We start from the raw sequence: 23,534 nt of genomic DNA, 5'->3' as shown, positions 1-23,534 counted from the left end.
AATTTGAGTTTGAACCGTAGAGCGTCGGGAATTAGGACGTCGCCGCCAAAAGCGCCCTTGCCGCGCCGCGCGCTTCCTCGGTGATCGTATCACCAGCAACCATGCGGGCGATCTCGTCGACCCGCTCATCTGCGTCCAGCGGCACCACGGTCGAGGTCGTCACGTCATCCGCGACCCGCTTTTCCACCCGCCAGTGATGCGCGCCCAGGGCCGCGACCTGCGGCGAATGGGTAACCACCAAAACCTGTGCACCCTGCGCCAGACTGGCCAGACGCCGCCCCACCGCATCGGCAGTGGCGCCACCGACCCCGCGGTCGATTTCGTCAAAGATCATCGTTACGCCAGACTGGGCTTGATGCAGGCTGACCTTCAGCGCCAACAGGAACCGGCTGAGTTCGCCGCCCGATGCGATCTTGGCCAGCGGCCCGGATGGCGCACCGGGATTGGTGGCGACGGTGAACGCGACCGCATCGCGGCCCTCCGGCCCCGGTTCGGCCTGTGTGATCTCGGTCCGGAACACCGCCCGTTCCATTTTCAACGGTGCGAGTTCCGTCGCCACCGCATTGTCCAAGCGCACCGCCGCCTCGTTCCGTGCGGCGCTCAGACGCGACGCAGCTTGAGCGTAAGTCGCTTCCGCCTCGGCCAATTCTTGTTTCAGCACAGCCATATCGGCATCGCCCCGGTCCAGCGCCGCCAAACGTCCGCGCAATTCTTCGGCAAAGACACTCAATTCATCCGGGATCACACCATGTTTACGGGCCAAGCCACGGATCGCGAACAGCCGTTCTTCGGTTTCTTCCAACTCATGCGGGTTGAAACTCAGGCTCTCCAGAGCGGATTCGACCCCCTGCACTGCCTCGCCAAGTTCGTTAAAGGCACGACCCAAGGCTTCGATCGCGCCGTCCAGCGTGCCTTCGGCCTTGTCCGCCGCCCCGTCGAGCCAGCGCATCGCATCGCCGATCGCGCCTTCGGCACCGTCGCCCGACAACGCCTGCAATGCGCGCGCGACGTCTTCGCGGATCCGTTCTGCCCCCTGCATCTGGCGGCGACGGCTGTCCAACTCGGCATCTTCGCCCGGCTGAGGATCAAGCGCGTCCAGTTCGGCCACCGCGTGGCGCAGGTATTCTTCTTCGGCGCGCATTTCGGTCAAGGCGGTTTCAGCCTTGGCCAAGGCTTTGCGGTTCTGCGCAAGATCACGCCACGCCGCACGGTTGGCAGCCTGTAAATCGGGATATGCGCCAAACGCATCCAACAGCACCCGGTGTCCCTTGGGATCAAGCAGCCCGCGATCATCATGCTGCCCGTGCAGTTCGATCAGAGTTTCCGACAGCGCGCGCAGTACCTCACCGGAACAACGCCGGTCATTGACCCAGGCGGTCTTGCGGCCGTCTTTGCGGTTCACACGCCGCAGGATCAATTCCCCGCCACCGGGCAGTCCCGCCTCTTCCAGAACGCCGTGGGCTGCGTGATCCGCAGGTAATTCGAAAACCGCAACCACTTCACCCTGATCGGCCCCGGCACGGACCAGTTCGGCCCGCCCGCGCCAGCCCAGCACGAATCCCAGCGAATCCAGCAAAATCGATTTTCCTGCCCCGGTTTCGCCCGTCAACACGTTCAGACCCGGCTGAAAATCCAATTCAAGCCGGTCGATAATCAACATATCGCGAATTTCAAGCGCGCGCAGCATCCCGCCACCTCGGATCGGATCGGTCGCTCAGATCCATTTGCCCCTGATCATTTGACGATAAATCTGGTTGAGCCAGCTGTCGCCCTTCGCCTTCATTTCCAACCCCTGTCCGGTCAACAGCTTGTAGCTGTCCTCGTACCATTCGGTGGAACGGAAATTGTGGCCCAGAATCGCGCCTGCGGTCTGCGCTTCATCGGTCAGACCCAGCGACAGATAAGCCTCGACCAGACGGTGCAGGGCCTCTGCCGTGTGAGTCGTGGTCTGGAAATCCTCGACCACCACACGGAACCGGTTGATCGCGGCGGTGAAATGATCACGGCGCAGATAATAGCGGCCGATTTCCATTTCCTTGGCCGCCAGATGGTCAAAGGCCAGTTCGAATTTCAGAATCGCAGAGCGGGCATATTCGCTGTCGGGGTAGCGTTCGATCACTGTGCGCAGCGACTGCAACGCCTGGAAAGTCAGTCCCTGATCGCGGCCGACTTCGTCGATCTGGTCGTAATAGCTGAGCGCCAACAGGTATTGCGCATAGGCGGCGTCATCATCGGTGGGATAGAAATCGATATAGCGCTGCGACGCCGCACGGCTGTTTTCATAGTCCTTGTCCTGATGATAGGAAAAGGCCTGCATGATCAGCGCCCGTTTGGCCCAGTCGGAATAGGGATAAAGCCGTTCGATTTCGGAAAAGAAAAACGCGGCCTTTTCCGGCCGATTGCGGTCCAGTTCGAATTCACCACGCCCGTAAATCTGTTCGGCGGTGTAGTCTTCGAGAGGAACTTCGCCGCGATCCAGCGCGCCCTGCCCGCTGCAACCGGCCAGCAGTCCGACCAGAAGAAGAACACCGATCACCCGTTTGCGCGATCCGCTGCCTGTCATGACCTGTCTCACCCTCGTCTGGACCCTTATCAGGGATGTTAGATCCCTTGCTCGTTCTGGTCCTAGCACAGAAAATTCCGGTGCAAAACGCCTTTGGCTGGATTTCACGTTGGGAACGCTCAGGTAAAGCTTTCCCGACCTGTCGCGGGGATCACGCGACGGCCGGAATTTCGCCCAGATGCACGCCAACGCCGGGCAAACGCGCCAAAAGATCGCGGTCACAGGTGACCATACGGAATGCATCGGGCTGCGCGAACAAAGCCCGCAGCAAATCGTTTGTCATCGCATGTCCGGCACGGTGACCAATATAGCGCCCAATGATCGGCGCTCCCGCCAGCGCCAGATCGCCTAGGGCATCCAGCATCTTGTGCCGCACCGGTTCGTCGTTCCGGCGCAGCCCGCCCGGGCTCAATACCTTGTCGCCTTCGACCACAACGGCGTTTTCCAGTGTGCCACCGAGGGCAAGACCGTTTTCACGCATCGTATCGACATCCGACTGACGGCAGAAGGTGCGACAATCGCTAAGTTCACGCACGAAGCTGCCATTGGCCATCGCCAGAGATTTTTTCTGAACCCCGATTGCGGCGTCGGTAAAATCGATATGGAAATCAATCTGCAATTCGTCATGCGGTTCCAGCCGGGCCCATGCGTCGCCCCGTGTCACCTCGATCGGCTTCAAAATCTTGATCGCGCGCACCGGTTCGGCCTGTACGCGTAGACCCTTATACAGAATGCCGCGCACGAAGCTGGCAGAGCTGCCATCGAGAATAGGTACTTCGGGCCCGTCGACATCAATCAAAGCGTTATGCACCCCACAGCCCGAAAGCGCCGCCATGACATGTTCGATGGTAGAAACCGACACGCCGGCATCATTTTCGATCCGGGTGCAAAGGGGGGATTGTTTTACCGCATTCCAATGCGCAGCGACCATTGCGTCCTTGTACAGAACGTCGGTACGGCGAAACCAGACCCCCTGATCGGCCATAGCCGGTCTGAGCGTCATACGGACAGGTTTCCCTGAATGCAGTCCAATGCCAGTGAATGTGACCGGCCCTTTAAGAGTTGTCTGCAAGATCTTCCCCAACATCTTGTTGATGCTTCTTTGAGCACCACAGGGACGTGGTACCCCTAGCCTAAAGTAGGCTCAACTCAATCTTTGTAACGTACTGAAACATCCGGTCCACAGATGCGCCGTTTTCCGCGCATTAACGCGATAACGCTTTGTAAAAAAACGAAAAAGGCCGCCAAAAGGCGGCCCATTCATTGATCTGGTATTCCGCGTCAGTTCGCTTGACGGCGCAGGAATGCGGGGATTTCGATCCGTTCCTGTTCCGGGTCCGCTTCGGGTTGTGCCACCGGTTGCTGAGCGCGCAGCTGCGGCTGCTGACGGCCAGCATGCTGCTGCGGTGCGGCCTCGGTGCCATGACCGGTCATACGGTTGATCAGCGAATTCAGACCGAAGCGGCTGCGATCAGCCTGACCTTGTTCCGCTGCTGGCTCCGCCTGCTGCACCGGCTGTTGCCGCGCGGCCTGCTGCGAAGGCACGTTGTGAACCGCGGCCTGCAAACGGGCCATGGCTTCGTCCGAGGGCTGCCCGACGGGACGGGCCTTGGGCGCAACGAAGCTTTCCAGATTTTCCGGTTCGGCTTCATACGCATCGGACTGCGGATTGAACTGCGCGACCTGCGGCTGATAGGCCGGGGGCGGCAAATCGCCTTCGGCTTCGTATTCTTCTTCAAAGATGTCTTCCATCTGGTCTTCTGCCGCGGCGCGCTGCGCATCCAGATCCTCGAACAGGCTGGGTTCCGCCGGCACCTCCTGCGGCACGGTTTCGACTGCGACCGGGGCTTTCGCGGCTTCGGCGCTGACTGTCTGGGTCAGCGGCGCAGCCATCGAACGGCGCGGAACCGGAAGTTCGCTATTCACATCTGCCGCATCAATACCGGTGGCAACGACGCTAACGCGCATATGGCCTTCCATGCCGGTATCCAACGTGGAGCCGACGATGATATTGGCATCCGCATCGACTTCTTCGCGGATGCGGTTGGCGGCTTCGTCCAGTTCGAACAAGGTCAGGTCGTGCCCGCCAGTGATGTTGATCAGAACACCCTTGGCACCGCGCAGGCTGATTTCGTCCAGCAGCGGGTTGGCAATTGCTTTTTCTGCGGCCTGGATTGCGCGATCTTCGCCATCGGCTTCGCCGGTGCCCATCATCGCCTTGCCCATTTCATCCATCACGGCACGGACATCGGCAAAGTCGAGGTTGATCAGGCCCGGCCGGACCATCAGGTCGGTCACGCCCTTCACACCCTGATACAGCACATCGTCGGCCATGCTGAACGCTTCGGTGAACGTGGTTTTTTCGTTGGCCAGGCGGAACAGGTTCTGGTTCGGGATGATGATCAGCGTATCGACCATCTTCTGCAGCGTCTCGACGCCTTCCTCGGCCTGACGCATCCGTTTCGCGCCCTCGAACTGGAACGGTTTGGTGACCACACCCACGGTCAGGACGCCAAGTTCACGCGCCGCCTGGGCGATGATCGGAGCCGCGCCGGTGCCGGTGCCGCCGCCCATACCGGCAGTGATGAAGCACATATGCGCCCCGGCCAGATGATCGACGATCTGCTCAATGCTTTCTTCTGCAGCCGCCGCGCCGACCGCTGCCCGCGCGCCTGCGCCCAAACCTTCGGTGACTTTCACGCCCAGCTGAATGCGTGTATCGGTCTTGGATTGTTGCAGCGCCTGTGCATCCGTATTGGCAACCACGAAGTCAACGCCGGTCAGATCTTTTTCGATCATGTTATTCACAGCGTTGCCGCCCGCGCCGCCGACGCCAAACACAGTGATACGGGGTTTCAAGTCGTCGTCGTGCCCGGGCACCGAAAGGTTCAATGTCATGGATCTATCCGCCTGATGTTGTGATCCGCATTCGCGGTTTTTCTGCCTATTATCGTCGATGGTAGCGAGAACCAACCCATGCGTCATCAAAAAAACGCAATTTCACCACGAAATATGGACAAAACCGGGGTTGCACCTGCGGTATCTTGCCAATCCCGCACAGATTTAGCGGACCAACAGCTCCGGAGCACAAGGCAAAGCGAACCCCGCGCGCGAAATTCACGCGACGCAGTCCGGCCAATTATGTTCAGAGGGCCTGCCCGGTCCTCGGTCTTGTCCACTTTTACACATGTGGTTGTGGATAACTTAACGCAGAGAATTCCGCCCGTCACCCCCTCTTTTGAGGCTTTTGCGGATCACCAGTTGTCCCTGAACCACTTTACCGCACGTTTCAGCGACCGCGCCGGGTAGCGATCCACCGGCAGGTCGAAATCCCACCATTCATCCTGCGGATGGGCTGCAAACAGGCACATGCCCACCGCGCTGGCAAATCCCGGTCCGGTCGCGGCCTGCGGCAAGCCGTGCACGCGCAAAGGCCGTCCCAGGCGCACCTGCTGGCCCAGGATCTTGCTGGCAAGCCCATCAAGGCCGGGGATCTGGCTGCCGCCACCGGTCAGAACGATCTGTTGACTGGGCAGATGTTCGAAGCCGGCCGCATCCAACCGCGCCCGGACCTCTTCCAGTATTTCCTCGACGCGCGGGCGCATGATGCCGATCAGTTCGGCCCGGCTGACAGAGCGCCGGTCATGTTCCCAATCGCCGGTATCGCCGCCGATTTCGATCATTTCGCGGTCGTCCATCCCGGTCGCCACCACGCCACCGTAAAAAGTCTTGATCCGTTCGGCAGTATTATATGGCACCGAGAGCCCCATCGAAATATCGCCGGTCACATGATCGCCGCCCATGCGCACACTGTCAGCATAGATCATGTGTTTCTTCATGAAGATCGAAATGCTGGTGGCGCCGCCGCCCATGTCGATGCAGGCCGCGCCCAGTTCCTGTTCATCTTCAACCAAGGCCGAGATTCCCGACACATAGGCCGAACTGGCGATCCCGGCCAATTCCATGTCGCAACGTTTGACACAATGCGCCAGATTCTGCACCGCCGCCCCATCAATGGTCAGCATATGCATGTCGGTGGACAGCGTATTGCCCATCTGTCCGCGCGGATCGGCCAGACCCGACCGGTGATCGAGCGCGAAATTCACCGGCTGAGCGTGCAGCACTTCACGCCCCATACCGTAATCGGGCACCTCGCAGGCCGACAACACCCGACTGATATCCTGTTCCGAAACGATCTGTTCTGCGACCTCGACCTGACCGGCAAGACCATAGCTGCGCGGCTCGGCCCCGGCAAAACAGGCGATCACGTGATCGACCCGGATATTCGCCATTTTCTGCGCCGCCTGCAACGCGGTCCGGATCGCCCGCTCGGTTTCCTGCATGGCACTGATTTCACCAAACTTGACACCGCGCGACCGGGTCGTCGCCGCCCCGATCACCCGGAACCCCGCCTGCCCGGCCAGGGGGCCGATCCCTTCGCTTTCGAAACCCTGTTCGGCACCATCGAAACGCAACACCAGACAGGATATTTTCGAACTGCCCACGTCCAGAATAGCGACAACACCCCGCTGCATCGCCGCCTTGCGCATTGCCCGCATCGCCCGTTGGGATTCATAAAGTTCTATCATGCCGTCAGTCCTTGAAACCGATCTTGTTAATGCGCCACCACTGCTCGACGGCGGCTTCGTTCATTCTGATTGTCGGGCGTGACCTGATCCGCATATCGACCTGCGCCAGATCGCGCGCCATGACGTCCTGCGCCTGATGCAGTGCAATAACCCGGTCTAATGCCTGAACCGGCTTGTCCTCAGGAAGTAGAATGCGCTGCTCACGATCCAGCACCAGATCCCAGCGCCGTTCGCCCATACGGACCAATCCACGCATACGAGACCGCAGCGGCCCCGCCGCTTGAATCAAAGCCAGAGCTTCGGGTACCGCCCTGTCCGCGCCTTCGCCCGCGATCAGCGGCAAATCCGCATATTTGATCCGGCTTTCGGCCTGACCGACGTAGTATCCGTGTTCATCCAACAGTGCCAAACCGTCTTCGCCCCGCCACAGGATCACCGGCAGCCGTTCGGTGACATCGACCTGCAACACACCACCCGGGCGCACCCGCACGCTGACATCTTTGACAGCGGGCAGTTCGGCAATGGTTTGACGCATCCGGTCCAGATCAAGATCGAAAGAGCTGATCGGGAAATCAATCGGGATGATTTCGCGGATATCTTCGGCCACACTGCCCCCGGCGCCGTCTATGGCCATCAGCTTGACCATGAATTCCGGTCGGGTTTCGATTTCGTTACGGATATCGGAAACCCACAGCCTGAAGGTGTCTCGATTGCCCTCTTGGGCAAAGTAGATCGACAGCGCAGCAAAGGTCACCACCATCGGCAACCCAACCCGCAGCAAAAACCGAAACAGCGGCGTCAGCATCAATCGCTGCATCCGGTAGGACCAGCGCGACGGCGCCGGATCGGGGCGGGTCACCTGTTGCATGAGGCGTCCTCCACCAACCAGCGGCACAACGCGCCAAAGCTTATCCCCATCACCTCTGCCTGTTCAGGGCTCAGCGAGGTCGGTGTCATCCCCGGCTGGGTGTTGGTTTCCAGCAGGAACAGGCCGTCCAGACCGCGGGCTTCATCCCAGCGGAAATCGGTGCGGCTGAAACCACGGCAGCCCAGCGCCTGATGCGCGCGCAAAGCATAATCGAGACAGGCGTCGAAAATATCCTGCGGCAGGTCGGCGGGCACCACATGACGCGACCCGCCTGTCGCGTATTTGGCGTGGTAGTCATACCAACCGTCGGAATAGATATCGGTGACTGTCAGGGTCCGGTCCCCCATCACCGTTGCGGTCATTTCGCGGCCCGGCACATATTCTTCGACCATGACCGTATCGGGCATGTCTTCGGACAGGTGCGGCGGACCATTGGCGGCCTCTTGCACGATGTAGACGCCGACGCTCGATCCCTCATTATAGGGTTTGACCACGTAGGGCGGCGGCAGGATATGGCGCGCCTCGACCTCGGCCTTGGTGGCCAGTTTGCTGGGCACCACCGGCAGACCGGCCTCACGATAGATCAGTTTGGTGCGCTCTTTGTCCATCGCCAAAGCCGACGCCAGCACGCCGGAATGGGTATAAGGCAGCCCCATCCATTCCAGCAATCCCTGGACACCGCCATCTTCGCCCCAGCGACCGTGAAGCGCATTGAAAACCACATCTGGCTTGAGTTCGGAAAGGCGCAAAGCAAGATCGCGGCCCGCATCGACCTCGATCACTTCATAGCCTTCTTCCCGGAGCGCCGCGGCGCATTCGCGCCCGGTTGTCAACGACACCTCGCGTTCGGCCGAGGGGCCGCCCATCAATACCGCCACTACCGGGTTTGCCCTGCTCGACATACCCACACTGTGCCTCAACTGCATGACCGCTTGTGCGGCCTTTATTACTTTATGTATGGACCTGTTCCGGCCCGCCTGCTTGCGCCTTTTAGCGGCGCTTATTCAGGGATCGGTTCACCGACCCGCATGATTTCCCACTCTAGCGTGATCCCGCTGTTTTCGTAAACCTTTTTTCGAACCTCTTCGCCCAGACCTTCGAGGTCGGCCGCTGTCGCACCGCCGGTATTGATTAAAAAATTCGAATGTTTTTCACTCATTTGCGCCCCGCCGCGGGATGCGCCGCGCATCCCGGCTTCGTCGATCACTTTCCAGGCTTTGAGGTCATGCACGTCATCGGCGCGCCCGGTGCTGGAAAATCCGGCCGGGTTGCGGAAGGTGCTGCCAGCGCTGCGTTCCTTGGTCGGCTGGGTGTCATCGCGCTTTTTCAGTTGCGCCTCCATCCGGTCGGTCAGGGCCTGCGGATCGCCCGAAGGGGCTTCGAACGTGGCCTCGACCAGAACCCAGCCTTCGGGCAGGTCGCTTTGGCGATATTGGAATTTCATATCTTCCGGGCCCAGTTCGACCAGGTCACCCTGACGCGTCACTGCGCGGGCTGAAACAAAAACATCCGCCGCATAGGCCCCATAGCAGCCCGCATTCATCCGCACCGCGCCGCCGATGCTGCCGGGAATGGTCCGCAAAAAGGTCAGATCCAACCCCGCCTCGGCCGCCTTTTTCGCCACATGCGCATCAAGCGCCGCCACGCCTGCGATCACCCGATTATCCTTGATTTCGATCCCGTTGAACCCACGTCCCAGCCGGATCACCACCGCCCTGAGGCCACCATCGCGCACGATCAGGTTGCTGCCCACGCCCATAGGGAACACCGGCACGTCACCGGGAAGCACGCGCAGGAAAGCCTGCAAATCGGCGATATCGGCAGGCTGGAACAGCACATCCGCCGGCCCGCCAACGCGCAGCCATGTCAGATCGGACAGCGGTTTGTCTTCGGTCAGCCGTCCGCGCACCTGCGGTAAGTTCTGGATCATCTTCGCGCCCTCAATTCGGTCCAACGCGTCTTAATGGCAAAACCCGCAAGGGGCAAACGGCTCTGGTACCATACCGCCGCAAGACGCAGCGGGTTGCACTTGTAAAGCCGGATGCGCCTTATCCGCGCCCCAACTGCCGTCTGATCCAGCGGCCCAGATAAATCACCGGCCAGCGCAGCACCGACATCGCAGAGGCCAGGAACAAAAGACCCATCCATGGCCCGTTCTGGTAAATCAGATAGATCAGGATCGGAACGCCCAGCGCGATCATTGCATAGGCCTGCGGCCAATGATTACGTTTACTTGGAAACAGCCCCAGAATATTGACCAGCACCAGCCAGCCGCAAGCAAGACCAAAAGACAGGCTCATCCCAATTTTCCCAGAAACGACGCCGCGAAGGTGGCGATACAGCTCAGAATACCGAGCCATGGCATCCACAACGGCACTTTGAAATCGGCCTCGGGCTGCTTGCGCTTCACCCCGATCAGGGCGGCGTTGACGATGGCAAAGACCACCAGCAGCGCCAGCGTCGACCCTTCGGCCAGCACCGCCACGGGCAAGGTCAGGGCCGAGACAATCGTCGCCGCACCGATCAGAACCGTTCCCAGAACGGGCGTGCCCAGCCGCGCATTGGTGCGACGGAACATGGTCAGCCAAAGCGATCGTTTGCCCAGACCGTACAGCACCCGGCTGGCCATGACGATCTGCGCCAGAACGCCGTTCAGCGCCGCCGCGACGGCAATCGCGCTGAGAAAAGCCGCTGACCGGCCTGCCCCGGCTTCCCAGACCAATGCCAAGGGACGATCCGACACCGCCAGCAGTTCGCGCGGCACCGCGCGGATCGCAGCCAGCGACACAAGCGCATAAAGCAACGCGGTCACAGCCAGCGCCGCAAGGATCGCAATCGGCATGGTTCGCGCGGGACTGCGGGTTTCTTCGGCTACATTCACAATGTCATCAAACCCGATGAACGCGAAAAAGGCAAAAATCATGGCCAATGCAATGCCGCCCCATTCCGGCGACGGCAGAGGCAGGTGGTAATCGGCGACGGGTGCCGCCACGCTGAACCCGGCCCAGATCACCATGCCCAACCCGGCGATTTCGATCAGCGTCAGGATCGCGGCAAAGCTCAGGCTTTCCAGTACCCCGATCAGCGCCACCACGGTCAGCAGCACGCCAAGGCCGACCACGCCCCAGACAAACGGGATATCGACCAGCGCCAACAAATAACCGACTCCGCCGCGCAGCACGGCGGCAGCGGCGACGGTGCCGACAACGACATTGATCAAGCCGACCAGAACGGCCAGCCAATGCAGGCCCAGCCCTTTCTCGATATAGGCAGAATCGCCCGCAGCTTCGGGTATACGGGCCGAGAGTTCGGAAAAGGACAGCGCCGAAGGGATCGCGACCAGACCCGCCAGCAGGAACGCAACCGGCGCCCACATGCCAGCCGCCCCGACCACAGCCCCGGTCAGCACGTAAATACCCGCGCCCACCATGATACCGATGCCGTATAGCGTCAGGACAACCGGTCCGATCCGTCGCTTGAGCGCTTCAGCCATCCCTCAGGCGTTCCGGTAACCGGTTGGCCCAGGCCGAAATCGTCCCGGCACCAAGACAGACAACCATGTCACCCGGCCGCGCCTGTTCGCGCACCATGAGTTCCAGATCGTCTTCGGACCTGATCGCGCGGGCATGGCGGTGACCGTGGCGGATCAGACCGGCTACCAGATCGTCGCGGCTGGCGCCCTCGATCGGGTCCTCGCCTGCGGCAAAGACTTCGGCGATACCGACCACGTCGGCTTCGTTGAAGCAGGCACAGAAATCGTCGAACAGCGAATGCAGCCGGGAATAGCGGTGGGGCTGATGCACGGCGATCACCCGGCCCTCGGTAGCCTGGCGCGCGGCTTTCAGCACGGCGGCGATTTCCACCGGATGATGGCCGTAATCGTCGATGATGGTGACGCCATTGACCTCACCTACCTTGGTAAAGCGCCGGTTCACGCCGCCGAAACTGGCCAAAGCATCGCGTATCTGATCAGCTGTCATGCCAAGATGTAGAGCCACCGCGACCGCCGCCAAAGCGTTGGATACGTTGTGATCCCCGGGCATCGGCAGAGTGCAGCCCTCAATCATCTGGCCATCGACCTGCAGCGCGATGTCGAAATGCGCCACGCCAGCCTTATAAGTCAGGTTGACCGCCCGCACATCGGCCTGCGCGTTGAAGCCGAAGGTGGTCACCCGTCGGTCGGTGATCTTGCCCACCAAAGCCTGCACTTCGGGATGATCGGTGCAGCAAACAGCCAACCCGTAGAAGGGGATGTTTGACACGAAATCGAGAAAACCCTGACGCAGGTTTTCGATCGTACCCCAATGTTCCATATGTTCGGGGTCGATATTGGTGACAATGGCGATGGTCGCGGGCAACCGGTTGAACGTGCCATCGCTTTCATCGGCTTCGACCACCATCCAGTCAGAGGCCCCCACCCGAGCGTTCGATCCGTAGGCATGAATGATGCCGCCATTGATGACCGTCGGATCAATGCCGCCGCCGTCCAGCAGCGCCGCCACCATCGTGGTGGTGGTGGTTTTGCCATGCGTTCCGGCCACGGCCACGTTGGATTTCAACCGCATCAATTCGGCCAGCATTTCGGCCCTGCGCACCACCGGCAGGCCCAGCCTGCGCGCTTCGTCCAGTTCCGGGTTGCCCGGTTTGATGGCTGATGAAATCACCACGACCTCCGCCCCTTCGAGGTTCTCGGCGTGCTGACCTTCGAAAACTTTTGCCCCCATCCCGGCCAGACGTTCGGTGATTTTCGAACTTTTCAGATCGCTGCCCTGCACCGCATAGCCGTGGTCGATCAGAACTTCTGCAATGCCCGACATGCCGATGCCGCCGATGCCCACGAAATGGATCGGTCCGATATCGACGGGAAGTTTGGTTGCCCCATTCATGTCTTGCCTTTCTCTGCCAGCGTCTCGACCATTTCGCTGAGATCCTGCGCCGCATCGGGTTTACCACGCGACAATGCCGCCTGCGCCATCATCGACGCGCCGCGCGGGTTGGTCAGCACCGCGGTTATCTGCTCTGCCAGCGCGGCAACATCAAGCCGGTTTTCCGGGATCAGGATCGCGCCGCCGGCATCGACCAGCCCGCGGGCATTGGCGGTCTGGTGATCGGCGGTTGCAGCCGCATAGGGTATCAGGACCGAAGGCCGCCCTATCACGCTGATATCGGCGACGCTGGACGCCCCGGCGCGTGAAATCACCAGCTGCGCCTCGCTCATCCTGCGGGGCACATCGTGAAAAAATGGCTGCACATCGGCGGCAATGTCATGCTCGGCATAGAACCGGGCGACGCGGTCGCCGTCTTCATCGCGGGCCTGGTGGGCAACACGGATATTAGCCAGCAAATCTTCGGGCAGTGCCGCGATGGCGGCGGGCACCACATCGGACAGGATGCGCGCCCCCTGACTGCCACCGATCACTAAAATCGACATCGGATAATCGCCCGGGGCGATATAGCCCGCACCGGCGCGTTCCAGCACGGCCGCCCGCACCGGGTTGCCGACGTGATGTCCCTCAATGCCTTCGGGTAGGGTCGTCGGCCATGTGCCACAGGCGATCTGATCGACGCGCTTGGCAAAAATCTTGTTGACCCGGCCCAGGACGCCGTTTTGTTCATGGATCATCCGCGGCAGACGCAACAGAACCGCCGCGCCCAGCGCCGGGATCGACGGATATCCGCCGAAGCCCACGACAACCGCCGGTCGGTCGCGCATCATTCTCAGGGTCATGCCAACGGCACCGCCCAAAATGCGAAACGGCACCAAAGCCTTGGCCAACAGGCCGCCACGGGCGAAAGTGGCGCTTGAGACCTGTTCGATTTCCACCGTGTGAGGGAAACCGCCAGTATAGCGCGCGCCGCGCGCATCGGTGGACAGTTTTACCCGCCACCCCTTGCGCAACATGACTTCGGCCAGCGCCTGGGCGGGAAACATGTGCCCCCCTGTGCCGCCAGCAGCGATAACAAGAAGCGGAGCGGTCATTGAGGCCTCCTACCCGGCCCCGCAGGGCCGGTAAATTTCGAATTTTCCGTGGCGTTTCCTTCTAGAGAAAACGCGCCCGCAAGGAAACGGGAAGATCGCGTCACCGCAAGCGTCCGCGCAGAATATCGCCGATTTCCCCCTGCGGTCGGGTCCGGGTGAAGGCCAGCAACATGCCCACTGCGATACCACCGGCGATCAAAGATGAACCGCCATAGCTGACAAAGGGCAATGTCATCCCCTTGGCAGGCAGCAGACGCACCGCCACACCCATATTGACCAGAGCCTGAACGCAGAACATCGCCGCCAGCCCGGTTCCGGCCAACCGGATGAACGGATCGCGTTCCTTCACCAGCCGGTAAAACGACCGAAGCACGATCAGGGAAAAAAGCCCGATGATGAACAGCACCAGTATCAGCCCGTATTCTTCTGCCGCCACCGCGATGATGAAATCCGTATGGGCGTCAGGCAGCGACCATTTCACCTGACCTTCGCCGACGCCAACCCCAAAAAAACCGCCTTCGCGGATTGCATTGGTGGCATAGCCCAACTGCGTGGTGGGATCGATATCGGGATTGAGGAACCCGTCGATCCGGCGCGCGAAATGTTCCGAATTGCCATAGGCAAAGCTGCCTGCCAGCACCACCATCCCGGCCATACCGACCAGCAGCAGCATCGGCGCACCAGCGACGAAATACATCACGCCCCAGCCAAACAGGATGAGCGAAGCCTGACCGAAATCGGGTTGCAACGCCAGCACGAAGACGATGAAAACGGTCAGTAAGAACGACCACATCCGCCCCGGCGGCCCGTTGATTTCCTGCGCCGAAGCCAGCAGCCACGCCGCCACCACCACGAAACCGGGCTTGAGGAATTCCGACGGCTGCACGCTGGCAAAGCCCAGCGAATACCAGCGCACCGCGCCTTTGCCGAAATCGGTCCCGAAGATCGGTAGCGCCAGCACGGCCAACAAGGAGACCGTGAAGCCCAGCACCGCCAGACGCCGGACCAGTGTCGGCGTCATCATCGAGGTGAGGAACATCGCTGTGAGCGCCAGTCCTCCGAAAAAGGCTTGTTTCTGCACGTAATGAAAGGGCGCAAAGCCATTCTTTTCCGCCAGCGGCGGCGACGCCGCAAAGCCCAGAAGAAGCCCAACCCCGAACAGGATCAGAATGCAGGACATCGTCCACTTGTCGATTGTCCGCCACCATTTTGGAAGAACCGGTTCCACATCCCGTAAAGGGGTGGAACCATGCACCATTGCCGTCATGGGTTACCGCCGTATCTGCCTCAACATCGCCCCGTTTTCGGGGTCTGGGTCGCAGTTTAGCGCGAATGCGATTCGCTGACCAGCTTTTTGAGCGCCTGATTGCAGCGCACCCTTGTCAAAAGCGGTGGTTTCGGGCAGGCCCGCAACCATGCAATTTGAAACGATCATCCTCGGTGCCGGAGCCGCCGGCATGATGTGCGCGATCCATGCCGGACGCGATGTTCTGGTTCTGGACCACGCCAAGGCGCCGGGGGAAAAGATCCGCATCTCCGGCGGCGGGCGCTGCAATTTCACCAATTTACACGCCGGGCCCGCAAATTTTCTTAGCCAGAACCCGCATTTCGCCAAGTCAGCGCTGGCGCGCTACACGCAGTGGGATTTTCTCGATCTGGTCGGGCGACACGGAATTGGTTGGCATGAAAAGACGCTGGGCCAACTGTTTTGCGATGACAGCGCAAAGCAGATCGTTGCCATGCTGTTGGACGAAATGGCACAGACAAGGGCCACGATGTGGCTGCAAACCAAGATCACCTCGGTCAACAAGACCGAAACCGGGTTCCGGCTGACAATCGAAAACCAAAGCGCACAGAAAACCGTTGATTGCCAAAATCTGGTGATCGCGACGGGAGGCAAATCCATCCCCAAGATGGGGGCAACCGGTCTGGCCTATGACATTGCACGGCAATTCGGTCATGCGCTGACCCAAACCCGCCCCGGGCTGGTGCCGCTGACCTTCCCCGACGGGCGTTTTGCCGGGTTGGCAGGTGTTGCCCTGCCCGTGCGCGTCAGTTGCAACAACACCAGCTTCGACGAAGCGATGCTATTTACCCATCGTGGGCTGTCAGGTCCGGCGATCCTGCAAATTTCATCCTATTGGCGCGAAGGCGACACGGTCCGGATCAACCTGTTTCCCAATTCCGATCCATACGAAACCTTGCGCAGCCAGCGTCAACAGGCCGGTCGCAAGAACCTGTCGACGGTTTTGGCCCAAATGCTGCCGTCACGGCTGGCCGAACATCTGGTGGACGACTGGAAGTTGAGCGGCAATCTCGCAGATCAGAGCGACACCGCTCTGCGCACGCTATGTGACCGACTGACCGGGTGGGACCTGGTCCCGACCGGATCGGAGGGCTATCGCACCGCCGAAGTCACATTGGGCGGGATCGATACAGACGGGCTATCGTCCAAAACGATGATGTCCAAGACCGTTCCAGGGCTCTATTTCATCGGTGAATGCGTCGATGTGACTGGCTGGCTCGGCGGGTTCAATTTCCAATGGGCATGGTCGTCGGGTTTTGCCGCCGGGTCGTCGATCACAGCGCAAGGCTGAGCCCACAGGCCAAATCGGCCCGGACATCCAATGTCAGTTTGCCAAAATCAAAACCCCGCCACGATGGGCGGGGTTTTGTATACTTGCTTATTGTACCGGCTGTCAGGACAGCCGGTCCTTGACCATTGGCCCGACCGACCCGAAATCCATCTGGCCGGTATATTTGGCCTTCAATGCGCCCATGATCTTGCCCATGTCGCGGATCGAATCGGCACCGACATCGGAAATGATAGCGTCAATTGCTTTCGCAACCTCGTCCTCGTTCAGCTTGCGCGGCAGGAAATCCTCGATCACTTCGATCTCGGCCAGTTCCCGTTCAGCAAGGTCGAGCCGCCCGGCTTCTTCATATTGGCGCGCGCTTTCCTGGCGTTGTTTGGCCATCTTTCCCAGAATCGCCAGCACTTCGGTATCGCCAACGCCGTCTTCATTCCCATTGCCGCGTTCCGCGATATCGCGATCCTTGATCGCGGCATTGATCAGGCGCAAAGTCGCCAACCGTAGCGTGGCTTTGTCCTTCATGGCTTGTTTCAGGGCCGTTGTGACCCGTTCGCGCATACCCATTTGATCCCTTCCCCTAGGGGTTTCGATAGCCGCCGACCCTAGTCAATTGCAGCCGGACTGACAACCTGTCCGCTTGCGCCTCCCTGCAAGCGCCAAAACAGACCCCAAAGCCGTGGGTTTTCACAGCGCGGGGCCTTGACCCCCTGTCCGGCCAGCCGTAGATATCCGCCAATTTGCCCAGATCGCCGGAGAAAGCCCATGGCCCAGCAGACCGATACCCGTCCGACCGCCTGCCTCGCTCTTGCCGATGGCACGATTTTTTATGGCAAGGGGTTTGGCGCGACCGGCACCGCGCAAGCCGAGCTGTGTTTCAACACTGCGATGACCGGCTATCAGGAAATCATGACCGACCCTTCCTATGCCGGGCAGATCGTGACCTTCACCTTCCCGCATGTGGGCAATGTGGGCGTCAACCCGGATGATGACGAAACTGCTAATCCGGTCGCATCCGGCATGGTGGTGAAATGGGACCCGACCGAGCCCAGCAACTGGCGCGCGGCACAGACGCTGACTGAATGGCTGACCAGCCGGGGCCGGATTGCCATCGGCGGCATCGACACCCGCCGACTGACCCGGGCGATCCGCCAGCAGGGCGCGCCGCATGTCGCGCTGCAACACGATCCCGAGGGCAATTTCGACATCGAGGCGCTGGTTGCCAAGGCGCGCGACTTTGCGGGGCTCGAAGGCATGGATCTGGCCAAGGACGTGACCTGCGCGCAATCCTATCGCTGGGACGAAATGCGGTGGGCCTGGCCCGAAGGCTACAGCCGTCAGACCGCGCCCAAGCACAAGGTCGTCGCCATCGATTTCGGTGCCAAACGCAATATCCTGCGCTGCCTTGCCTCGGCCGGGTGTGACGTGACTGTCGTGCCCGCCACCGCCACGACAGAAGAGGTTTTGGCGCATGGTCCCGATGGGGTTTTCCTGTCAAACGGCCCGGGCGACCCGGCGGCGACAGGGGTTTACGCAGTGCCGATGATCAAGGGTATTCTGGCGGCCAATCTGCCGGTCTTTGGTATCTGTCTGGGCCACCAGATGCTGGCGCTGGCGCTTGGCGCCAAGACCATCAAGATGAACCACGGCCATCACGGCGCCAATCACCCGGTCAAGGAACATGAAACCGGCAAGGTGGAAATCACCTCGATGAACCACGGTTTCGCAGTCGACAGCCAGACCCTGCCCGAGGGCGTTGTCGAGACACATATTTCGCTGTTCGATGGCTCAAATTGTGGTATCCGCCTGGCCGACCGACCGGTCTTTTCTGTGCAGCACCACCCCGAAGCCAGCCCCGGACCGCAGGATAGTTTTTACCTGTTCGAACGGTTTGCGGACTCAATGACCGCGCGAGTCAAAGCCTGACTAAAAACTGCTTAACCGCGCATTAACCGTGCGGCGCGATGCTGTCTCCTGAGCAATTGCTCCCGGAGGCGCAGAATATGTATGCCGCTCAACGCATCGACCACAGGAAAAGATCGCGGAATTTCGGGCAGTTTTTGCTGGATCGCGGGGTTTTATCTGCGGCTCAGCTTCTGGCCGCTTATGGCGAAATGGCACTGGCCGACTGTTCGCTTTGCGATATTCTTGTCGCGCAGCAAGTGCTGGAAGAAAACGAAGCGCAGCGGCACCATGCTGATTGGCTCGACCTTGACTATCTCGAAGCCGCCGAACTTGTCCCGGATCCCGCCCTGTTGAACCGGTTCGACCCGCGTCTGTGCCTGAAACACGCGACCCTGCCGCTGCGACTGAAAAACGGTCGCGTCCAGATCGCGACCAGCCGCCCCGGCAAAGTGGGCATTTTCGATTTGGGGTTTAAAGGGCGCGTGCGCGGCATCGATTGGGCGCTGGCGCAGGAACAGGCGATTCAGGACCGGCTGGCGGATCATTTCCGCTCCCACCTGACAGATGCCGCCGCGACCCGCGTCAATAGCAAGGAAAGCTGCCGCAATTGGGGCCAGTATCCGCACCGACGCATCGTGTTCACGGCCCTTTTCGTGGCGCTGTTGATTCTGGTGACCGCGCAGGCTCCCGAAGCGGTTTTTGCCACCCTGACCCTTTGGGCTTGTTTCACCCTGCTCATCACTGCGGCGATGAAAATGGCATCCTTTCTGTCCCTGTTGACCCGCCCTGCCCCTTCGCCACAGCCCCCACCAGAGCACCCGGTTAAACGACCCAAAGTGTCCATCCTTGTGCCGCTGTTTAAGGAAAGCGAGGTGGCTCATGTTCTGGTCAACCGGCTACAGCAGTTGAGCTATCCCAAATCGTTGCTCGACGTAGTGCTGATCCTGGAAGAAAACGATCTGACGACGAAAAAAGCCCTGTCCGTGGCGGACCTGCCGAGCTGGATGCGGGTGGTGACCGTGCCGGATGGTCAACCAAGGACCAAACCACGGGCGATGAATTATGCGCTCGATTTCTGTCGCGGCGACATCGTTGGCATCTTTGATGCCGAAGACGCGCCCGACCCGGATCAAATCGAGAAAGTTGTCGATCACTTCAGAACCGCAGCGAAGGATGTCGTTTGCCTGCAAGGGGTGCTGGATTACTACAACTCCCGGCAAAACTGGCTGGCTCGCTGTTTCACCGCGGAATATGCCACTTGGTTCCGGGTGCTTATGCCGGGCATGGCGCGGCTTGGTTTTGCCATTCCTCTGGGTGGGACCACTTTGTTTTTCCGCCGAAACGTGTTGGAGCGTCTGGGCGGCTGGGACGCATTTAACGTCACGGAAGATGCCGATCTGGGTTTCCGTCTGGCCCGGCATGGTTATCGCACCGAAATGCTAGAGACCACCACCAGCGAGGAAGCCAATTGCCACCTCCTGCCCTGGGTCAAGCAGCGGTCGCGCTGGCTGAAAGGGTATATGGTTACCTATCTGGTGCATATGCGAAACCCGGCAACTTTGCTGCAGCAGCTTGGTGCATGGAAATTCCTTGGTTTCCAGCTGCATTTCATCACGGCTCTGTCTCAGTTTCTGTTGGCCCCGCTACTGTGGTCGTGCTGGCTGCTGGTGTTCGGCCTGCCGCATCCGCTGACCGGTTTTGTCGCCCCGGGTCTGCTACGCGCCACCAGCTATTGTTTTTTTGCCGTTGAAATCTGCAGTGTCGGGTATGCGATCAAAGCGGTGTCAGGTCCGGATCACCGGCATTTACTGCCCTGGCTGCCGACTTTGCATCTCTATTTTCCGCTAGGTGTTCTTGCTGCCTACAAAGCGATTTTCGAACTGGTGTTTCAGCCGTTCTACTGGGACAAGACAAAGCACGGGCTGTCGCTGCCCCCGGGCACGCCCCAGCCAAAGCCTGAAACATCGGAGTTCAGCCGGTCAGATATTGGAAAGAGAATCCTGCTTAAGACGGGTGGTGAACGCCTTTGATATATGAGCCTTGAGCGCTGAATAGGCACGGTCTTCGTCGCGTTTTTCGATCGCATCGACGATAGCAGTATGTTCGGCCAGCGCGCCTTCGCCACGGCCTTCGGCGGCCAGCGATGTCGTCGCCATCAACGCCATGGTGCGGTGCACCAGATCAAGCTGCTGCACCAGATAGCGGTTATGCGACGCTAAATGGATCTGTTTGTGGAACCGCCGATTGGCGCGCGACAAAGCTACCGGATCGTTCACCAAGGCCCGGTCTTCTGAGACCATTTCTTTCAGAACATCCACCTCTTCCTGCGTCGCGTGCCGCGCCGCCAGACGCGCGGCCAGACCTTCCAGCTCCGACCGCACCACGTACAGTTCGCTCAACTGATTATGATCAAGGGACGCTACGATCAGGCTGCGGCCATCCCGCGCCAGCAAGGATTGGGTTTCCAACCGCTGCAGGGCTTCACGAATCGGGGTGCGAGACACCCCGAAGCGGTCGGCCAGTTCGCTTTCCACCAGACGGTCCCCAGGACGGTAAAGCCCTGTGTCAATAGCCTCGAGGATCAGCGTATAGGCATCCTTTTGCACCGGGCGGTCTCCTTCCATCCTGCCCGTTCGGGCAATAATCCGCGCAGATTATGCGCAGGCCTTGTTGGTAATCAACCCTGACATATTGCACCATTCGTCGCGCGGGCCTAGTTTGCGCCATGCCCAAAACGAATTTCGCCCATGTCGATCAATGGGTCTTTGACCTAGACAACACGCTATATCCGCCCCAGGCCCGCCTGTTCGATCAGATCGAGCGGAAGATGATCCGCTACGTGATGGATCAACTCGGCGTCAGCCGCGAACGCGCCGATCAGCTGCGGCATCACTACTGGACCACCTACGGCACCACTTTGGCCGGGTTGATGCGCGAACACGATCTTGATCCCGATCCTTACCTGATCGATGTGCATGAAATATCGCTCGACCATCTGGAACCAGATACCCAGCTAGCCGCCCATATCAAAGACCTGCCGGGGCGCAAGATCGTCTATACCAATGGGTCGGCACCTTATGCCGAACGGGTTCTGGCGGCGCGCGGCCTGTCCGGACTGTTCGATGCGGTCTATGGTGTCGAACATGCCGGATACCGCCCGAAACCGGAAATCGAGGCGTTTCAGATGATTTTCGCGCGGGATGGAATCACACCGGACCGCGCCGCGATGTTCGAAGACGACCCGCGCAACCTGGCGGCGCCGCACGCGATGGGAATGCGTACGGTACACGTTGCCCCCGAACCCCATGCCGCAGATCACATCCATCATCACACCGACGATCTGACTGCGTTTCTGGCACGTATCAAATAGACCAAAAGTCCAGAGGGGCAGGATGCCGCACTGCGGCGATTCCGCGCCTTCACGCGGGCCGAATGAATGTTATGTCAACGGTCACCTCTAACTGAACCGGAACCGAAAATGACATTCGCTGACGCCTCCCATTCTTCCCACACCACCCCCAAATCCGACGCAGCCCCCAAGAAGAATTCGCGCGACGCTGTGATCCTGCTTGCCGTCGCGCTGCTGTTGCTGGTCTGGGGTCTGTCCATTTTCCTGTTCGGTATTCCGGGCCTGTACATTCCCGCGCTGGCCTCGGTGCCGCTGATCTGGATCGTGCTGATCGCCATTACCCGAGGGTGACAGGATGGCCCTTGGACTGTCCCGCCGATAGGTCTAACCTGCCGCTTCAGGAGGCAGTCCGATGCAAAATTACGATGTCGATATTCTGGTGTCCGGCGGCGGCGTCGCCGGATTGACCGCTGCGGCCGTGTTCGGCGCGGCCGGGTTCAGCGTGCTTTGTGTCGACCCGACCCCGCCGGTGACTGATCGGGATGCCGAAGGGTCGGACCTGCGCACCACCGCGTTCCTTCAACCCGCACAGGCCCTGCTGGAAAAGGCCGGTCTGTGGCAACGGGTCCAAGCGGATGCCGCGCCGTTGCAGATCATGCGCATTGTCGATGCCGGAGGTGCCCAGCCGGAACCTCGGGTGGTGAAGGATTTCAACGCCACAGATCTTTCCGATCTGCCTTTTGGCTGGAACCTGTCCAACTGGCTTTTGCGGCGCGAATTCATGGCGCGGCTGAACGATCTGCCCAATGTCGAATTTCGCCCTGGCACCGGAACCAAATCGGTGTTCACCCGCGACGCGATGGCGCGGGTCGGGCTGAGCGATGGCAGTTCTGTTACCTGCCGTCTGGTGATCGCTGCCGATGGCCGCAATTCACCGGTGCGCAACGCGATGGGCATCAAGGTGAAAACCACCCGCTACGGCCAGAAAGCGCTGGCCTTTGCCGTCACCCATCCGATCCCGCATGAGAATGTATCGACCGAGATCCACCGGTCTGGCGGACCGTTCACGCTGGTGCCGCTGCCGGACTATCAGGGCATGCCGTCCTCGGCCGTGGTCTGGATGGAACGCGGGCCAGAAGCAATGCGACTGGCGAGTCTGGCGGAAGACGATTTCGAAGCCGCGATGACCGAACGATCCTGTTCACTGTTCGGGCCGCTGAAACTGGCCTCGCGCCGCAGCGTCTGGCCGATCATCAGTCAGGTTGCCGACCGGATGCAGGGCGAACGCGTGGCCCTTGTCGCCGAGGCCGCCCATGTGGTGCCCCCGATCGGTGCGCAGGGACTGAACATGTCACTGGGCGACATGAGGGTGCTGCTGGAACTGGCCGAAGCTGCGCCGGAACGGTTGGGCGACGCCCGGATGCTGGACACCTACAATCGCCGACGGCACGCGGAAGTGCGCGCACGAGTAGCGGGGATCGACCTGCTGAACCGTGCTTCGATGCTCCAATCTCGTCCCTTGCGTGATCTGCGGGCAGTCGGGTTAAACGCGATCTATTCGCTTGCCCCAGTTCGTAAAACGATGATGCAGATGGGATTGGGCGCACGAGGCTAACCTAGCCGCACGGCATCGGGTGGTCTACGCCGCCGCCCAGTTCAAAAAAGGACGGCCGGTTGCCCGGCCGCCCG

Annotated in this window: 21 protein-coding genes; 6 read left to right on the top strand and 15 right to left on the bottom strand. The window is 60.4% G+C overall.

The features are described 5' to 3' along the window. Nucleotides 1–31: 31 nt before the first annotated feature. The 13 genes from recN to ftsW all read right to left on the bottom strand — a co-directional run bounded on the left by recN (nucleotide 32) and on the right by ftsW (nucleotide 15,267). Complete coding sequence (gene recN / locus VOI23_RS15585; protein ID WP_323785863.1) at nucleotides 32–1,687, bottom strand: DNA repair protein RecN; 1,656 nt, start codon at nucleotides 1,685–1,687, stop codon at nucleotides 32–34. Nucleotides 1,688–1,714: 27 nt separating this feature from the next. Then, the gene (locus VOI23_RS15580; protein WP_323785862.1) at nucleotides 1,715–2,563 is read right to left on the bottom strand and encodes an outer membrane protein assembly factor BamD; all 849 of its coding nucleotides are present in this window, start codon (nucleotides 2,561–2,563) and stop codon (nucleotides 1,715–1,717) included. A 151-nt stretch (nucleotides 2,564–2,714) separates the two neighbouring features. Further along, nucleotides 2,715–3,635, bottom strand: a complete 921-nt coding sequence (gene lpxC / locus VOI23_RS15575; RefSeq protein ID WP_323785912.1) for a UDP-3-O-acyl-N-acetylglucosamine deacetylase — start codon at nucleotides 3,633–3,635, stop codon at nucleotides 2,715–2,717. 209 nt (nucleotides 3,636–3,844) lie between these two features. After that, complete coding sequence (gene ftsZ / locus VOI23_RS15570) at nucleotides 3,845–5,461, bottom strand: cell division protein FtsZ (RefSeq protein WP_323785861.1); 1,617 nt, start codon at nucleotides 5,459–5,461, stop codon at nucleotides 3,845–3,847. Between the two features lie 356 nt (nucleotides 5,462–5,817). Further along, complete coding sequence (gene ftsA / locus VOI23_RS15565; RefSeq protein ID WP_323785860.1) at nucleotides 5,818–7,152, bottom strand: cell division protein FtsA; 1,335 nt, start codon at nucleotides 7,150–7,152, stop codon at nucleotides 5,818–5,820. A gap of 4 nt (nucleotides 7,153–7,156) precedes the next feature. Next, nucleotides 7,157–8,020 carry a cell division protein FtsQ/DivIB gene (locus tag VOI23_RS15560; protein ID WP_323785859.1) on the bottom strand — a complete coding sequence of 288 codons (864 nt, stop codon included), beginning with the start codon at nucleotides 8,018–8,020 and terminating at the stop codon, nucleotides 7,157–7,159. Next, nucleotides 8,008–8,922: a D-alanine--D-alanine ligase gene (locus tag VOI23_RS15555; protein ID WP_416376540.1), complete on the bottom strand. Its 915-nt coding sequence runs from the start codon at nucleotides 8,920–8,922 to the stop codon at nucleotides 8,008–8,010. The genes VOI23_RS15560 and VOI23_RS15555 overlap by 13 nt, the downstream gene beginning before the upstream one ends. 98 nt (nucleotides 8,923–9,020) lie before the next feature. Further along, nucleotides 9,021–9,950, bottom strand: a complete 930-nt coding sequence (murB, locus tag VOI23_RS15550) for a UDP-N-acetylmuramate dehydrogenase (protein ID WP_323785857.1) — start codon at nucleotides 9,948–9,950, stop codon at nucleotides 9,021–9,023. A 118-nt stretch (nucleotides 9,951–10,068) separates the two neighbouring features. After that, entirely contained in the window at nucleotides 10,069–10,320 is a 252-nt protein-coding gene (locus VOI23_RS15545; RefSeq protein ID WP_323785856.1) for a DUF2484 family protein, read from the bottom strand. Then, complete coding sequence (locus VOI23_RS15540) at nucleotides 10,317–11,513, bottom strand: APC family permease (protein ID WP_323785855.1); 1,197 nt, start codon at nucleotides 11,511–11,513, stop codon at nucleotides 10,317–10,319. Before VOI23_RS15540 ends, VOI23_RS15545 begins: the two co-directional genes overlap by 4 nt. Next, nucleotides 11,506–12,906: a UDP-N-acetylmuramate--L-alanine ligase gene (murC, locus tag VOI23_RS15535; protein ID WP_323785854.1), complete on the bottom strand. Its 1,401-nt coding sequence runs from the start codon at nucleotides 12,904–12,906 to the stop codon at nucleotides 11,506–11,508. Before murC ends, VOI23_RS15540 begins: the two co-directional genes overlap by 8 nt. Further along, a complete protein-coding gene (locus VOI23_RS15530; RefSeq protein ID WP_323785853.1) occupies nucleotides 12,903–14,000 on the bottom strand; it encodes a UDP-N-acetylglucosamine--N-acetylmuramyl-(pentapeptide) pyrophosphoryl-undecaprenol N-acetylglucosamine transferase in 1,098 nt (365 codons plus the stop codon). Before VOI23_RS15530 ends, murC begins: the two co-directional genes overlap by 4 nt. A gap of 100 nt (nucleotides 14,001–14,100) precedes the next feature. Then, nucleotides 14,101–15,267, bottom strand: coding sequence for a putative lipid II flippase FtsW (gene ftsW, locus VOI23_RS15525; RefSeq protein ID WP_323785852.1), 1,167 nt, complete (start codon nucleotides 15,265–15,267; stop codon nucleotides 14,101–14,103). Between the two features lie 148 nt (nucleotides 15,268–15,415). Between ftsW and VOI23_RS15520 the strand changes: the two genes are divergently transcribed. Continuing rightward, on the top strand, nucleotides 15,416–16,597 hold the full coding sequence (locus VOI23_RS15520) for an NAD(P)/FAD-dependent oxidoreductase (RefSeq protein WP_323785851.1): 1,182 nt from the start codon (nucleotides 15,416–15,418) through the stop codon (nucleotides 16,595–16,597). Between the two features lie 102 nt (nucleotides 16,598–16,699). Here VOI23_RS15520 and VOI23_RS15515 read toward each other — a convergent pair whose 3' ends face one another. Then, nucleotides 16,700–17,158: a GatB/YqeY domain-containing protein gene (locus VOI23_RS15515; RefSeq protein ID WP_323785850.1), complete on the bottom strand. Its 459-nt coding sequence runs from the start codon at nucleotides 17,156–17,158 to the stop codon at nucleotides 16,700–16,702. Nucleotides 17,159–17,356: 198 nt separating this feature from the next. On the opposite strand from VOI23_RS15515, the gene carA reads away from it, so the two are divergent. Together carA and VOI23_RS15505 are read left to right on the top strand one after the other, a co-directional pair. Continuing rightward, nucleotides 17,357–18,517: a glutamine-hydrolyzing carbamoyl-phosphate synthase small subunit gene (gene carA / locus VOI23_RS15510; RefSeq protein WP_323785849.1), complete on the top strand. Its 1,161-nt coding sequence runs from the start codon at nucleotides 17,357–17,359 to the stop codon at nucleotides 18,515–18,517. 77 nt (nucleotides 18,518–18,594) lie between these two features. Further along, nucleotides 18,595–20,526: a glycosyltransferase gene (locus VOI23_RS15505; RefSeq protein ID WP_323785848.1), complete on the top strand. Its 1,932-nt coding sequence runs from the start codon at nucleotides 18,595–18,597 to the stop codon at nucleotides 20,524–20,526. Here VOI23_RS15505 and VOI23_RS15500 read toward each other — a convergent pair. Beyond that, entirely contained in the window at nucleotides 20,476–21,120 is a 645-nt protein-coding gene (locus tag VOI23_RS15500; protein WP_323785847.1) for a GntR family transcriptional regulator, read from the bottom strand. The genes VOI23_RS15505 and VOI23_RS15500 overlap by 51 nt on opposite strands. Before the next feature lie 101 nt (nucleotides 21,121–21,221). Between VOI23_RS15500 and VOI23_RS15495 the strand changes: the two genes are divergently transcribed. The 3 genes from VOI23_RS15495 to VOI23_RS15485 all read left to right on the top strand — a co-directional run bounded on the left by VOI23_RS15495 (nucleotide 21,222) and on the right by VOI23_RS15485 (nucleotide 23,460). After that, a complete protein-coding gene (locus VOI23_RS15495) occupies nucleotides 21,222–21,866 on the top strand; it encodes a pyrimidine 5'-nucleotidase (protein ID WP_323785846.1) in 645 nt (214 codons plus the stop codon). 108 nt (nucleotides 21,867–21,974) lie between these two features. Further along, on the top strand, nucleotides 21,975–22,196 hold the full coding sequence (locus VOI23_RS15490) for a hypothetical protein (protein ID WP_323785845.1): 222 nt from the start codon (nucleotides 21,975–21,977) through the stop codon (nucleotides 22,194–22,196). Between the two features lie 61 nt (nucleotides 22,197–22,257). After that, nucleotides 22,258–23,460: a UbiH/UbiF family hydroxylase gene (locus VOI23_RS15485; protein ID WP_323785844.1), complete on the top strand. Its 1,203-nt coding sequence runs from the start codon at nucleotides 22,258–22,260 to the stop codon at nucleotides 23,458–23,460. The last annotated feature ends 74 nt before the right edge of the window (nucleotides 23,461–23,534 follow it).

It is taken from the genome of Thalassovita sp. (assembly GCF_034670005.1).
Lineage (GTDB): Bacteria > Pseudomonadota > Alphaproteobacteria > Rhodobacterales > Rhodobacteraceae > Thalassobius.
This window is presented reverse-complemented; position numbering and strand designations above follow the sequence as displayed.